This window comes from Enterobacter sp. Crenshaw, assembly GCF_024734705.1.
GTDB classification, from domain to species: domain Bacteria; phylum Pseudomonadota; class Gammaproteobacteria; order Enterobacterales; family Enterobacteriaceae; genus Enterobacter; species Enterobacter asburiae_B.
In genome coordinates this window covers 3,176,190-3,190,671 of record NZ_CP102932.1, presented here as the reverse complement: position 1 = coordinate 3,190,671, position 14,482 = coordinate 3,176,190, and the positions used below count along the sequence as shown (strand labels likewise).

The 14,482-nt window shown below is 54.3% G+C and carries 7 protein-coding genes; 3 read left to right on the top strand and 4 right to left on the bottom strand.

Annotation, left to right across the window (positions count from 1 at the left end; translation table 11 throughout):
• Positions 1-17: 17 nt before the first annotated feature.
• Both nrdA and ubiG read right to left on the bottom strand, forming a co-directional pair.
• On the bottom strand, positions 18-2,303 hold the full coding sequence (nrdA, locus tag NWV12_RS15170) for a class 1a ribonucleoside-diphosphate reductase subunit alpha (protein WP_048980026.1): 2,286 nt from the start codon (positions 2,301-2,303) through the stop codon (positions 18-20).
• A gap of 347 nt (positions 2,304-2,650) precedes the next feature.
• Positions 2,651-3,379: a bifunctional 2-polyprenyl-6-hydroxyphenol methylase/3-demethylubiquinol 3-O-methyltransferase UbiG gene (gene ubiG / locus NWV12_RS15165; protein ID WP_048980024.1), complete on the bottom strand. Its 729-nt coding sequence runs from the start codon at positions 3,377-3,379 to the stop codon at positions 2,651-2,653.
• A gap of 146 nt (positions 3,380-3,525) precedes the next feature.
• Between ubiG and gyrA the strand changes: the two genes are divergently transcribed.
• Together gyrA and rcsC are read left to right on the top strand one after the other, a co-directional pair.
• Entirely contained in the window at positions 3,526-6,162 is a 2,637-nt protein-coding gene (gene gyrA, locus NWV12_RS15160) for a DNA topoisomerase (ATP-hydrolyzing) subunit A (RefSeq protein WP_048980023.1), read from the top strand.
• A 135-nt stretch (positions 6,163-6,297) separates the two neighbouring features.
• The gene (gene rcsC, locus NWV12_RS15155; RefSeq protein WP_039263203.1) at positions 6,298-9,144 is read left to right on the top strand and encodes a two-component system sensor histidine kinase RcsC; all 2,847 of its coding nucleotides are present in this window, start codon (positions 6,298-6,300) and stop codon (positions 9,142-9,144) included.
• A 90-nt stretch (positions 9,145-9,234) separates the two neighbouring features.
• Here rcsC and rcsB read toward each other — a convergent pair whose 3' ends face one another.
• Positions 9,235-9,885, bottom strand: coding sequence for a response regulator transcription factor RcsB (gene rcsB / locus NWV12_RS15150; protein ID WP_003859405.1), 651 nt, complete (start codon positions 9,883-9,885; stop codon positions 9,235-9,237).
• Positions 9,886-9,901: 16 nt separating this feature from the next.
• A complete protein-coding gene (rcsD, locus tag NWV12_RS15145; protein ID WP_048980019.1) occupies positions 9,902-12,574 on the bottom strand; it encodes a phosphotransferase RcsD in 2,673 nt (890 codons plus the stop codon).
• 743 nt (positions 12,575-13,317) lie between these two features.
• Between rcsD and NWV12_RS15140 the strand changes: the two genes are divergently transcribed.
• Positions 13,318-14,430: a porin OmpC gene (locus NWV12_RS15140; RefSeq protein ID WP_033146057.1), complete on the top strand. Its 1,113-nt coding sequence runs from the start codon at positions 13,318-13,320 to the stop codon at positions 14,428-14,430.
• Positions 14,431-14,482: the final 52 nt, after the last annotated feature.

Below are 14,482 nucleotides of genomic sequence, written 5' to 3'. Positions count from 1 at the left end.
GATATCCCCGCCCTTCATTAGATCTTACATGCGCCGCTTTCGCAGCCATCGTCCTGAATTGACGGTACCATGTCGTCCTGCGCGTCTTCCGCACCGTCACGGGTGTTGTGATAGTACAGCGTTTTCACGCCAAATTTGTAGGCGGTGAGCAGGTCTTTCAGCAGCTGCTGCATCGGTACCTTGCCGGACGGGAAGCGCGTCGGGTCATAGTTGGTATTGGCAGAGATCGACTGGTCGATAAACTTCTGCATGATACCCACCAGCTGCAGGTAGCCGTCGTTGTTCGGCATTTCCCACAGCAGCTCGTAGTTATTACCCAGCGTTTCGTAATCCGGTACCACCTGACGCAGCACGCCGTCTTTCGACGCTTTGATGCTGACGTGGCCGCGCGGCGGTTCAATACCGTTGGTGGCGTTAGAGATCTGCGAAGAGGTCTCAGACGGCATCAGGGCAGAGAGCGTGGAGTTACGCAGGCCATGGGTCTTGATGGACTCGCGCAGGCCTTCCCAGTCGAGATGCAGCGGTTCGCTGACGATCGCATCCAGGTCTTTCTTGTAGGTGTCGATTGGCAGAATGCCTTTCGCGTAGGTGGTTTCGTTGAACCACGGGCACGCGCCTTGCTCTTTCGCCAGCTCGTTAGAGGCTTTCATCAGGTAGTACTGAATCGCTTCGAACGTCTGGTGCGTCAGGTTGTTAGCGCTGCCGTCGGAGTAACGCTTGCCGTTTTTCGCCAGCCAGTAGGCGAAGTTGATCACGCCGATACCCAGGGTACGGCGGCCCATTGCACCGCGTTTAGCGGCCGGGATTGGGTAATCCTGGTAGTCCAGCAGGGCGTCGAGCGCGCGAACCGCCAGCACCGCCAGCTCTTCCAGCTCGTCCAGGCTCTTAATTGCGCCCAGGTTGAACGCGGAAAGCGTACACAGCGCGATTTCGCCGTTTTCGTCGTTCACGTCTTCCAGCGGTTTGGTCGGCAGGGCGATCTCCAGGCACAGGTTAGACTGGCGCACTGGCGCAACTAGTGGATCAAACGGGCTGTGGGTGTTGCAGTGGTCCACGTTCTGGATGTAGATACGGCCGGTAGAGGCACGTTCCTGCATCATCAGGGAGAACAGGTCTACCGCCTTCACGCGCTGCTTGCGGATGCTGTCGTCTTTTTCGTATTTGGTGTACAGACGCTCGAACTCGTCCTGATCGGCAAAGAACGCGTCATACAGGCCCGGAACGTCGGACGGGCTGAACAGGGTGATGTCTTCGCCTTTCAGCAGACGGGTGTACATCAGCTTGTTGATCTGCACGCCGTAGTCCATATGGCGCACGCGGTTGCCTTCCACGCCGCGGTTGTTTTTCAGAACCAGCAGGCTTTCCACTTCCAGGTGCCACATCGGGTAGAACAGGGTCGCAGCACCGCCGCGCACGCCGCCCTGAGAGCAGGATTTTACTGCCGTCTGGAAGTGTTTATAGAACGGGATACAGCCGGTGTGGAACGCTTCACCGCCGCGAATCGGGCTGCCCAGCGCACGGATGCGACCGGCGTTGATGCCGATACCGGCACGCTGGGAGACGTATTTCACGATCGCACTGGAGGTGGCGTTGATGGAATCCAGGCTGTCACCACACTCGATCAGTACGCAGGAGCTGAACTGACGGGTTGGGGTACGCACGCCAGACATGATTGGCGTCGGCAGAGAAATCTTGAACGTGGATACCGCATCGTAGAAACGCTTCACATATTCCAGACGGGTGTCACGCGGGTAGTTAGAGAACAGGCAGGCGGCCACCAGAATATAGAGGAACTGGGCGCTTTCGTAGATCTCACCGGTTACACGGTTCTGAACCAGGTATTTGCCTTCGAGCTGCTTCACCGCCGCGTAGGAGAAGTTCATGTCGCGCCAGTGATCGATAAACCCGTTCATCTGCTCGAACTCTTCTTCCGTATAGTCTTCCAGCAGATGCGTGTCGTATTTGCCCAGCTCAACCATTTTCACTACGTGATCGTAAAGCTTCGGCGGCTCAAACTGGCCGTAGGCTTTTTTACGCAGGTGGAAAATCGCCAGACGTGCAGCGAGGTACTGATAATCCGGTGCTTCGCGGGAGATGAGGTCTGCCGCTGCTTTAATGATTGTTTCGTGGATATCAGACGTTTTGATGCCGTCGTAGAACTGAATGTGGGAACGCAGTTCAACCTGGGAGATAGATACGTTGTTCAGTCCTTCTGCTGCCCAGTCGAGAACTCGATGGATTTTGTCCAGATTGATACGCTCGGTAGTACCGTCGCGCTTTGTCACCAGCAGACTCTGATTCATGTGGGTTTTACCTGTCCGTGAAATAAAAAATATCCCCCGTTTATCCACAGATCCGTCTTGTGACTAACTCTGTGGATAAATACTACATGTAGGGGGTTTGCGATAAGAAAAACGCTATATGGTGAGTATTCTAGTATCGAATCTTTTCAGCACAAGGGTTGATTTTGGCGTTAAATTGAGGTTGTGAAAGGGTAAAAAAGGCTAAGTCCTCGTACCGTAAGGCCTGGAAGACATGTCAATAATTAAGAAAAAAAATTCAAAATTTGATCGAGTGCTGATTTCTTCAACGGGAGGTCAGAATTGCGCAACATGATGTCGCGCAATCTTTATAAGAATAACGAATGACGTTAGTCGTTTTTGGCGGTGGTATGCAACATATAGTTAACATCTACGCCCGGTGCGAGCTTGAATTTATCGGTCAACGGATTGTAGTGCAGGCCGGTGATGTGCTGCTCTTTGAGCCACGTCTGGTCAACCCAGCCTAACAGTTCCGCAGGCTTGATGAATTTCTTCACGTCGTGCGTCCCTTTCGGCACCATGCGCAGCACATACTCCGCGCCGACAACGGCCATCAGCCAGGCTTTACCGTTACGGTTGATGGTTGAGAAGAAGACCTGGCCGCCCGGTTTCACCAGTTTTGCACAGGCGTGCACCACCGACTGCGGATCGGGAACGTGCTCCAGCATCTCCATGCAGGTCACCACATCGTACTGATGGGCGTGTTTTGCCGCGTGCTCTTCCACGGTTTCCTGCACGTATTCCACCTGTATGCCGGACTCCAGCGCGTGAAGGCGGGCCACCTGGAGCGGTTCAAAGCCCATATCCAGGCCCGTAACATTCGCCCCTTCGCGCGCCATGCTCTCAGCCAGGATGCCGCCGCCGCAGCCGACGTCGAGCACTTTCTTACCGAACAGACCGCCGGAACGCTCCGCGATATAGCCCAGACGCAGCGGGTTAATGCGATGCAGCGGTTTGAACTCACCTTCGAGATCCCACCAGCGGGACGCCACCGCTTCAAATTTGGCAATCTCTTCGTGGTCAACGTTGTGAACCACCGGGGATTTTTCGGCATTCATGGGCGCTTTTACTCCTTATTTAGCAAGACAAAGGAGTATATCAGGCAATCCCCGTGAATAAAGCGTATAGGTTTACCTCAATCACCTCGGCTGTGTTATAATTTGCGACCTTTGAATCCGGGATACAGTAGAGGGATAGCGGTTAGATGAGCGACCTTGCGAGAGAAATTACACCGGTTAACATCGAGGAAGAGCTGAAGAGCTCCTATCTGGACTATGCGATGTCGGTCATTGTTGGCCGTGCGCTGCCGGACGTCCGCGATGGCCTTAAGCCGGTACACCGTCGCGTACTATACGCCATGAACGTATTGGGCAATGACTGGAATAAAGCCTATAAAAAATCTGCCCGCGTCGTCGGTGACGTCATCGGTAAATATCACCCGCATGGTGATACCGCCGTGTATGACACCATCGTTCGTATGGCGCAGCCATTCTCCTTGCGTTACATGCTGGTAGATGGTCAGGGTAACTTTGGTTCAGTCGACGGCGACTCCGCTGCGGCGATGCGTTATACGGAAATCCGTATGTCGAAAATCGCTCATGAGCTGATGGCCGACCTGGAAAAAGAGACCGTTGATTTCGTCGATAACTACGACGGCACCGAGCGCATCCCAGATGTGATGCCAACCAAGATCCCGAACCTGCTGGTTAACGGTTCGTCCGGTATCGCGGTCGGTATGGCAACCAACATTCCGCCGCACAATATCACCGAAGTGATCAACGGCTGCCTGGCCTATATCGACGATGAAGACATCAGCATTGAAGGGCTGATGGAACACATCCCGGGTCCGGACTTCCCGACGGCGGCGATCATCAACGGTCGTCGCGGTATTGAAGAAGCGTACCGCACCGGCCGCGGCAAGATTTACATCCGTGCCCGCGCCGAAGTGGAAGCGGACGCTAAAACCGGCCGTGAAACCATCATTGTTCACGAGATCCCGTATCAGGTGAACAAAGCGCGTCTGATTGAAAAAATCGCCGAGCTGGTAAAAGAAAAACGCGTTGAAGGCATCAGCGCGCTGCGTGACGAGTCTGACAAAGACGGTATGCGCATTGTGATTGAGATCAAACGCGACGCGGTGGGTGAGGTTGTGCTGAACAACCTGTACTCCCAGACTCAGCTTCAGGTTTCCTTCGGTATCAACATGGTTGCGCTGCACCATGGTCAGCCGAAGATCATGAACCTGAAAGAGATCCTGAGCGCGTTCGTGCGTCACCGCCGTGAAGTGGTGACCCGTCGTACCATCTTCGAACTGCGCAAAGCGCGCGACCGTGCGCACATCCTTGAAGCGCTGGCGGTTGCGCTGGCCAACATCGACCCGATCATCGAACTGATCCGTCGTGCGCCAACCCCGGCGGAGGCGAAAGCCGCCCTGATTTCCCGTCCGTGGGATCTGGGTAACGTCGCCGCGATGCTGGAACGTGCGGGCGATGACGCAGCGCGTCCTGAGTGGCTGGAACCTGAGTTCGGCGTGCGTGACGGTCAGTATTACCTGACTGAACAGCAGGCTCAGGCGATTCTGGATCTGCGTCTGCAGAAACTGACCGGCCTTGAGCACGAGAAACTGCTCGACGAATACAAAGAGCTGCTGGAACAGATTGCTGAACTGCTGCATATCCTGGGCAGCGCAGAGCGTCTGATGGAAGTGATCCGTGAAGAGCTGGAGCTGGTCCGCGATCAGTTCGGCGATGCGCGCCGCACCGAAATCACCGCGAACAGCTCTGATATCAACATTGAAGATCTGATCAACCGCGAAGACGTGGTGGTCACCCTGTCTCACCAGGGCTATGTGAAGTATCAGCCGCTGACCGACTACGAAGCACAGCGTCGTGGCGGTAAAGGTAAATCTGCGGCACGCATTAAAGAAGAAGACTTTATTGACCGCCTGCTGGTGGCGAACACCCATGACACGATCCTCTGCTTCTCCAGCCGCGGTCGTCTGTACTGGATGAAAGTCTATCAGCTGCCGGAAGCGAGCCGTGGCGCGCGTGGCCGTCCAATCGTTAACCTGCTGCCGCTGGAAGCGAATGAACGTATCACCGCCATCCTGCCGGTACGCGAGTACGAAGAGGGCGTGAACGTCTTTATGGCGACCGCCAGCGGTACCGTGAAGAAAACCGCGCTGACCGAGTTCAGCCGCCCACGTTCCGCCGGGATCATCGCGGTGAACCTGAACGAAGGCGACGAGCTGATCGGTGTGGATCTGACCTCCGGTTCTGATGAAGTGATGCTTTTCTCTGCGGCCGGTAAAGTGGTGCGCTTTAAAGAGAACGCCGTTCGTGCAATGGGTCGTACCGCTACGGGCGTTCGTGGTATCAAACTGGCTGGCGAAGACAGCGTTGTTTCTCTGATTATTCCGCGCGGTGAAGGGGCTATCCTGACCGTGACGCAGAATGGTTACGGTAAACGTACGGCGGAAGGGGAATACCCAACCAAGTCTCGCGGCACGCAGGGCGTTATCTCTATCAAAGTGACCGAGCGCAACGGTTCCGTTGTGGGCGCGGTGCAGGTAGACGATGCCGACCAGATCATGATGATCACCGATGCCGGTACGCTGGTGCGTACCCGCGTCTCTGAGATCAGCGTGGTGGGGCGTAACACCCAGGGCGTGATCCTCATCCGTACAGCGGAAGATGAAAACGTGGTGGGTCTGCAGCGCGTTGCTGAGCCGGTGGATGACGAAGAGCTCGATTCCATCGACGGTAGCGTTGCGGAAGGCGATGATGATATCGCGCCGGAAACCGACACTGACGATGATGTAGCGGATGACGCTGACGAGTAATGTCTCCTGATGCAAAAAAGGGCCGGATTCCGGCCCTTTTCTTTTGCACAAGCAGATAAGTCAACGTTGCGACCTGGCGCGTTTACCGCTACCTTAACCACATTCTTTTGACCCCGACGGCGGAGCCTCGCCCCCTTGAAATACCTCGTCTCCTTTCGTACTACGCTGAAAGTTTCTCGCTATCTGTTTCGGGCGCTGGCGCTCTTGCTTTGGCTGCTGGTGGCCTTGTTCTCGGTGTTTTACATCGTTAACGCGCTACACCAGAAAGAAGCGGAGATCCGCCAGGAGTTTAACTTAAGCTCCGACCAGGCCCAGCGCTACATTCAGCGAACGTCTGACGTGATGAAGGAGCTGAAGTATATTGCCGAAAATCGTCTGACGGCGGAAAACGGCATTCTTGCGCTTCGCGGGCGTAACGATAAAACCGAAGTCCCGGACTTCCAGCCGCTGTTCCCGGATTCCGATTGCTCCACCATGAGCAATACCTGGCGCGGGTCGCTGGAATCCCTTGCCTGGTTTATGCGCTACTGGCGCGACAATTTCTCCGCCGCCTATGACCTGAACCGCGTCTTCCTGATTGGCAGTGAAAATCTCTGCATGGCTGACTTTGGCCTGCGCGACGTGCCCGTTGAGCGTGACGATGCGCTGAAAAGCCTGCATGAACGAATTGTGAAATACCGCAATGCGCCGCAGGACGAGCGCGGGAATAACATCTTCTGGGTTAGCCAGGGCCCGCGACCGGGCGTGGGCTATTTCTACGCCCTGACGCCGGTGTATCTGGGCAATCGCCTGCAGGCGCTGCTGGGGATTGAGCAGACCATTCGCATGGAAAACTTTTTCACTCCGGGCAGCCTGCCTATGGGGGTGACCATTCTGGATGAAAACGGCCATCAGCTGATCTCACTCGCCGGGCCGGATAACCGGTTAAACGTTGAACCTCACTGGATGCAGGAGCGGTCGTGGTTTGGCTATACCTCTGGCTTCCGCGAGCTGGTGCTGAAGAAGAGCCTGCCGCCTTCGTCGCTGAGTATTGTCTATTCGCTGCCGGTGGATATGGTGCTTGAGCGGATACGTATTCTCATCATGAATGCGATTCTGCTGAACCTGATCGCGGGCGGGGCGCTGTTTACCCTGGCGCGCATGTATGAGCGGAAAATCTTTATTCCGGCCGAAAGCGACGCCCAGCGGCTGGAGGAACACGAGCAGTTTAACCGGAAGATTGTCGCGTCGGCGCCGGTGGGGATCTGTATTCTGCGTACCCAGGACGGAACCAACATCCTGAGTAACGAGCTGGCGCATAACTACCTGAACATGCTGACGCACGAGGACCGCCAGAGGCTGACGCAAATTATCTGCGGTCAGCAGGTTAACTTTGTCGACGTGCTCACCAGCACGCACACCAACCTGCAGATCAGCTTTGTGCATTCCCGCTATCGCAATGAAAACGTGGCGATTTGCGTGCTGGTGGATGTCTCCGCGCGCGTGAAGATGGAAGAGTCGTTGCAGGAGATGGCGCAGGCCGCGGAGCAGGCCAGCCAGTCGAAATCCATGTTCCTTGCCACCGTCAGCCACGAGCTGCGAACGCCGCTGTACGGGATCATCGGTAACCTCGACCTGCTGCAGACCAAAGAGTTGCCGAAAGGGGTCGACAGGCTGGTGACGGCAATGAACAACTCCTCCAGCCTGCTGCTGAAAATCATCAGCGATATTCTCGACTTCTCTAAAATTGAGTCTGAGCAGCTGAAAATCGAACCGCGGGAGTTCTCGCCGCGCGAGGTGATGAACCACATCAGCGCCAACTATCTGCCGCTGGTGGTGCGTAAACAGCTGGGGCTCTACTGCTTTATTGAACCTGACGTGCCGCTGACGCTGCACGGCGATCCGATGCGCCTGCAGCAGGTCATTTCTAACCTGCTCAGCAACGCCATCAAATTCACCGACGTTGGCTGTATCGTGTTGCACGTCTGCCGGGCGGGGGATTACCTGAGCATTCGCGTGCGCGACACGGGCGTCGGCATCCCGGCGAAGGAAGTGGTCCGCCTGTTCGACCCGTTCTTCCAGGTCGGGACCGGCGTGCAGCGTAACTTCCAGGGCACCGGACTGGGGCTGGCGATTTGTGAGAAGCTCGTCAGCATGATGGACGGCGATATCTCTGTGGATACCGAGCCCGGCATGGGCAGCCAGTTCACCATCCGTATTCCGCTCTATTCGGCGCAGTATCCGGCAAAAGCGACGGTGGACGGGCTGAGCGACAAGCGCTGCTGGCTGGCGGTGCATAACGCCTCGCTGAATGACTACCTGACGGCACTGCTTGCCCACAGCGGCGTGAGGGTGTGTCTCTATGAAGGTCAAACGCCGGATGTGGACGATGTGCTGATCGCCGACGAGATGCCGGAGCAGCCGTGGCAGGGGAGAGGGTCGGTGCTCTTCTGCCGTCGCCACATCGGCATTCCTGTCGAGCGTGCGCCCGGGGAATGGGTACACAGTGTTGCAACGCCGCACGAACTGTTGAGCCTGCTGGCGCGCATCTACAAAGTGGAGCTGGAAGAGCGCGACGGCGCGGGCGGATTGCCGTCACCGGAGTCTCTGGCGTCGGTGAATGACGATATGATGATTCTGGTGGTGGATGACCATCCGATTAACCGTCGCCTGCTGGCTGACCAGCTTGGATCGCTGGGCTACCAGTGCAAAACCGCCAATGACGGTGTGGATGCGCTGAATGTGCTGAGTAAAAATCATATTGATATCGTGCTTAGCGACGTCAACATGCCAAACATGGACGGCTACCGTCTGACGCAGCGCATCCGACAGCTTGGCCTGACGCTGCCGGTAGTGGGCGTAACGGCGAACGCGCTGGCGGAAGAGAAACAGCGTTGTCTGGAGTCAGGCATGGACAGCTGTCTGTCGAAACCGGTGACGCTGGACGTGCTGAAGCAGACGTTGTCGATTTACGCGGATCGCGTGAGAAAAACCAGAATATAAAAAAGGCCCGTAAGGGCCTTTTCGTTTTTTCACCCTCTCCCCGTGGGAGAGGGACGGGGTGAGGGCATCAGGCCGCACACCCGTCCGGGATCAATCCTTGTCCGTTGCGCTCAGCGTAACGGAGGAGAGATAGTTCAGCAGAGCAATATCGTTGTCCACGCCCAGCTTCATCATCGCTGATTTCTTCTGGCTGCTGATGGTTTTAATGCTGCGGTTCAGCTTCTTGGCAATCTCGGTTACCAGGAAACCTTCTGCGAACAGGCGCAGAACTTCACTCTCTTTCGGGGACAGGCGTTTGTCACCGTAGCCACCCGCGCTGATTTTTTCCAGCAGACGAGAGACGCTCTCAGGCGTGAACTTCTTGCCTTTCTGCAGCGCAGCGAGCGCTTTTGGCAGATCGGTCGGGGCGCCCTGTTTCAGCACAATCCCTTCGATGTCCAGATCCAACACCGCGCTCAGGATCGCCGGGTTGTTGTTCATGGTCAGAACAATGATCGAGATATCCGGGAAGTGACGCTTAATGTATTTGATGAGCGTGATCCCATCACCGTATTTGTCCCCAGGCATGGAGAGATCGGTAATGAGCACGTGCGCATCAAGCTTTGGGAGGTTATTGATCAGTGCTGTAGAGTCTTCAAATTCACCGACTACATTCACCCACTCGATCTGTTCAAGTGATTTGCGAATACCGAACAGTACAATCGGATGGTCATCGGCAATAATTACGTTCATATTGTTCATGTATAAGGCTACCTTGCTACAGCAAGCTTTTGACGTAGGCGTCAATGTCGCTGATGTATTTTTCAATGCCAGAGGCATCTTTCTCACGAATTAGATGTTCCAGCGTTTCACATAACTGCTTGCCGGGAACCAGATTAAGCATGGCAAACACCCCTTTAAGCCGGTGTGCTGTCTGTGCCAGCGCTGCAAAATCATTCGCAGCGGACTCAGTATACAACCGCTTAACATCATCTGGTACTGTATCAACAAAGAGTGAATAGTATCCGCTGGCGTGAAGCTCGGCATTTTCATTGCCGCCTAACGGTGACTCCGTTATCTCTTCCTGCGCCAGCTGCTCTTCTATTAGTTGTAGTACAGCTTCCTGCATCGCATTGCTTATATTAAAGTTGACGCGCAGCTGGCCAGGGCCGATTTTCCGCACGCCTGACTCATCATCGCTTAAAAGCAAGCCGGAGGCAGTAAGATTAGACGGATTATCAGTTAAAAACAGATCAAATTCTTGACTTGCAAGTCTTTCATCCGGCGTGATGCAGGCCGCTCCCCAGTTTTCTAACTGACGAACGACAATATTGCGGATCTCGTTCGAGGTCACGTCGACCATCACCACGACGTCATCCAGCAGACGTTCCTCATCTTCTTCCTGCGGATTGGCCGCCATTTTCACGTGCAGAGAATAGCGGGTGCCGAGGGATTCACGGGCTTTGATATTCAGGTGGCCGCCGAGCTTACGCGCCAGCTGATCGCACAGCCAGAAGGTCAGGGCATTGGCCTTGCCGTAGCGATCGCTCTGCGTGTCATTCAGGAACGGGAAGTGCAGATTATCAATTTCACTCGTTGTGACGCCTTCCCCGGTGTCCAGGATGCGGAACGTCAGACGGTCTTCTGCCGACTCCTCGGTGCTGACTTCAAGGGTGATCTTGCCGATCTGCGTGGTGGTCACGGCGTACTGAATAATCATCAGCAGAATACGGCGCAGCGCTTCGCGATCGCCGTGGCGTTCGTCATTCGCAGGGAGATTGTTATTGATCAGCAGCTGCAGCCCTTTGCGCTTGATGACGGGCAGCACTTCCGGCACCACTTCATCGATCAGATCCTGAATGGAGAAGAGGGATGGCGTTCCCTTCCAGAAATCATTCTCCAGCATGTTCGCCAGCTGGATCTCATCAACCATTCTGACCAGCGAATCGGCCTGGCAGGCAAGCTGGTGGCTTTCAGAGGTGTTTAGCGCCGCCGCCTGGGTCGCCAGCGTTTTTAACGGCTGCTTGAAGGCATCGCCAATGTTCTGCATAAATGCGGCGCGCCCCTGCTGGTTTTTCTCATACAGCCTTTGCGCCTGCTTGAGCTTTTTATTGACCAGCACTTCGCGATCCTGGTCGCGAATAATGAAGATTTGCGTGCGGGGAGCCACCTGGCTGCGGAACTGACGGATCTCGTACAGTTCATTGTTGATGGTGGCCTGAATCACCCCCTGGTGTTGATCCGCCATGGTGGTGATGTTTTGCAGGTTAAGATGCGGCAGCAGATGGTCGGCAATTTTGTTGCTCATCACCGTACGATTCGCCTCCTGGTCGTGAACCAGGACCCCAAGCGGCAGCACGGAAACAATCTCTTCATTCAGTGCACGCAATACGCGCAGCTCATTGCTGGTGCCGGCCGGAACCGCAGAGGCGTCGCTCTGACGACCCGTCTGGAAACGGAAGGTGCTGTAGCCAAACAGGGCCAGCGCCAGCAGACCGATATTCAGCAGCAGAGGCAGCAGGATATTTTGCAGGGTGTCGAGCAACAGCGTGCCAAACGGTACCTGCCACACCAGGCGCATACCGGTCGAGTTCAGCGATGAGGCAATTTCGATTTTCGAGCCGTTAAAGGAGATCGATACGCTCTCTGCGGCCTCTTTGTCAGACGCCGCACGCATGTTCTGGGTGCTGGTGTCTGGCTCCAGGCGGAAGCTGTCGAGCGGCATGTCCGGCGGGATTAAATCATTAATCGGTAAATCGAAGGCCACTACCGTCGCCAGATGTCCGGGCTGGTTGAACGTGGTACGCAGGGTAAAATAATGGCCGTTTTGCCAGGCCAGACGACGCAGGGAAGAGAAACTCTCACGTTCATCAAGGGCGTTCGCCTGCTGCAGCATCTCTGCCCGGCGGGAATCGACGATGCTGCCCACGGTTGTTTCTTTAAAGCCGGACGAGAGATCTTTTAACGGCAGCGTAGAGATCAGGATCATGCTGTTATCCTGACCGTTCAGATAGTACATCGACCACGGCACCGTTTCGGCACCCCAGAGGGTATCCAGATAGGTCGAAATACGCTGCGTCATCTCAAGCGTCGCGCTGTCGTGAGAGCCAAAGATAAGGGCCTCGGTCTTACGCTGCGGTTTTTCGAGATAATAGACATCCTGCTTAAGCCGCGTCTCCTGAAGTCCATCTCCGGACGAGGAGGTCGGGGCAGCCGCGATATTGTCGTAAATCTGCCAGGTGGCGTAGCGCCAGGTGTCTATGCGCTTGTGCACTGCGTGGGTGATATCCACGACCTGATAGCTCTTATCCTTCAGCCAGGCGTTAACCGCGCTTTGTACCATCACCCCCATGGTGACTAACAGCACAACGATCAAAAGAAGAAAGAAACGGGTGATGCTCCCGGGGAGAAGGGAGAATTTGCTCGGGGCGGTAGTTTCAGTCTGACTCATTGATATCTTTAACCCGTTATGGTCGTGCTCTGTGGCGATAGGGCAGTATAAAGGGTAATAACTGAATTTCCAGCGCGACTGTCCGGGAAGAGGCGACTTTTTCTCCGGACAATATCGGCGGCAGGGAGTGCAGAAAACATGTACAAACTCGCCATGCGCGTACAAATAATCGACCCACGCCGTCAATAAATAGCACGAATTAACAAGAAATTAAGTCTTGTACCAATTTATGGACTTCGAAGAATACCCGAAGAGAATTTAGTTAATAGTCGTTACAATTACGGTGCGGTAGCACAAAAAAAGAGAAGTTACGTAAAGAAAGGTAAAAAAAAACCGAATGCGAAGCATCCGGTTCAATTAGGGATAAACAGACATTCAAAACTGAATGACGGTAATAAATAAAGTTAATGATGATAGCGAGAGTTATTTTAGAGATTAGCTGCGATCTTGTTTTGTCATTCAGTGCTGTAACGGATTTTATTGTAACTTACTGATGTTTATGGGGTGATTTTTTCGTTTGATTATAAGTGCTAATTTTCTAAGCTATTTGTGCTTTGTAAAAGTTCCTTGATATTTACATTTTGAAACATGTTGATAGATAAATGAAACATCTTCAAAGTTTTCGTATCATATTCGCATTGGATTATTCTGTAATTTTGAGGAGAATGAAATTGCCGACTGGTTAATGAGGGTTAACCAGTAAGCAGTGGCAATTATAAGGCATATAACAGAGGGTTAATAAAATGAAAGTTAAAGTACTGTCCCTCCTGGTACCAGCACTCCTGGTGGCAGGCGCAGCAAATGCGGCCGAAATTTATAACAAAGATGGCAACAAATTAGATCTGTACGGCAAAGTCGATGGTCTGCACTATTTCTCTGACGACAAGGGTGCTGACGGCGACCAGACCTACATGCGTCTTGGCTTCAAAGGCGAAACTCAGGTTAACGATCAGCTGACCGGTTACGGCCAGTGGGAATACCAGATCCAGGGCAACACCTCCGAAAGCGAAAACGATGCCTGGACGCGTGTGGCGTTCGCGGGTCTGAAATTCGGTGACGCGGGTTCTTTCGATTACGGTCGTAACTACGGCGTAATCTACGACGTAACCTCCTGGACTGACGTTCTGCCAGAATTTGGTGGCGATACCTACGGCGCAGACAACTTCCTGCAGTCCCGTGCTAACGGCGTAGCGACCTACCGTAACCAGGACTTCTTCGGTCTGGTGGATGGGCTGAACTTTGCCCTGCAGTATCAGGGTAAAAACGGCAGCGTAAGCGGTGAAAACGTAGGTGGCCGTAGCCTGCTGAAACAGAACGGCGACGGCTACGGTGCATCCGTAACCTATAACCTGGGTGAAGGTTTCAGTGTGGGCGGCGCAATGTCCTCTTCCAAACGTACCGCCGATCAGAACGGCGCAAGCGTTTACGGTCATGGCGATAACGCAGAAGTCTATTCTGGCGGCCTGAAATACGATGCTAACAACATCTATCTGGCAGCGCAGTACTCCCAGACCTACAACGCAACCCGTTTCGGTACCTCTAACGGCGACAGCCCGACTACCGCTTACGGCTTCGCTAACAAAGCGCAGAACTTCGAAGTGGTTGCTCAGTACCAGTTCGACTTCGGCCTGCGTCCATCCGTGGCTTACCTGCAGTCTAAAGGGAAAGACATCGAAGGTTACGGCGATCAGGATCTGCTGAAATATGTTGATGTTGGTGCGACTTACTACTTCAACAAAAACATGTCTACCTACGTGGATTACAAAATCAACCTTGTTGATGAAAATGAATTCACCCGTCAGGCGGGTATCGGTACTGACGATATCGTCGCGCTGGGCCTGGTTTACCAGTTCTAATCGCTTCACCGTGTGACGTAAGGGGCCTGATGGCCCCTTTTTTGTGCTTCCC

Excerpts from the sequence above, each read along its gene's own strand:
- rcsD (WP_048980019.1), bottom strand. The coding sequence starts at position 12,574 with ATGAGTCAGACTGAAACTACCGCCCCGAGCAAATTCTCCCTTCTCCCC.
- rcsB (WP_003859405.1), bottom strand. The coding sequence starts at position 9,885 with ATGAACAATATGAACGTAATTATTGCCGATGACCATCCGATTGTACTG.
- nrdA (WP_048980026.1), bottom strand. The coding sequence starts at position 2,303 with ATGAATCAGAGTCTGCTGGTGACAAAGCGCGACGGTACTACCGAGCGT.
- NWV12_RS15140 (WP_033146057.1), top strand. The coding sequence starts at position 13,318 with ATGAAAGTTAAAGTACTGTCCCTCCTGGTACCAGCACTCCTGGTGGCA.
- gyrA (WP_048980023.1), top strand. The coding sequence starts at position 3,526 with ATGAGCGACCTTGCGAGAGAAATTACACCGGTTAACATCGAGGAAGAG.
- ubiG (WP_048980024.1), bottom strand. The coding sequence starts at position 3,379 with ATGAATGCCGAAAAATCCCCGGTGGTTCACAACGTTGACCACGAAGAG.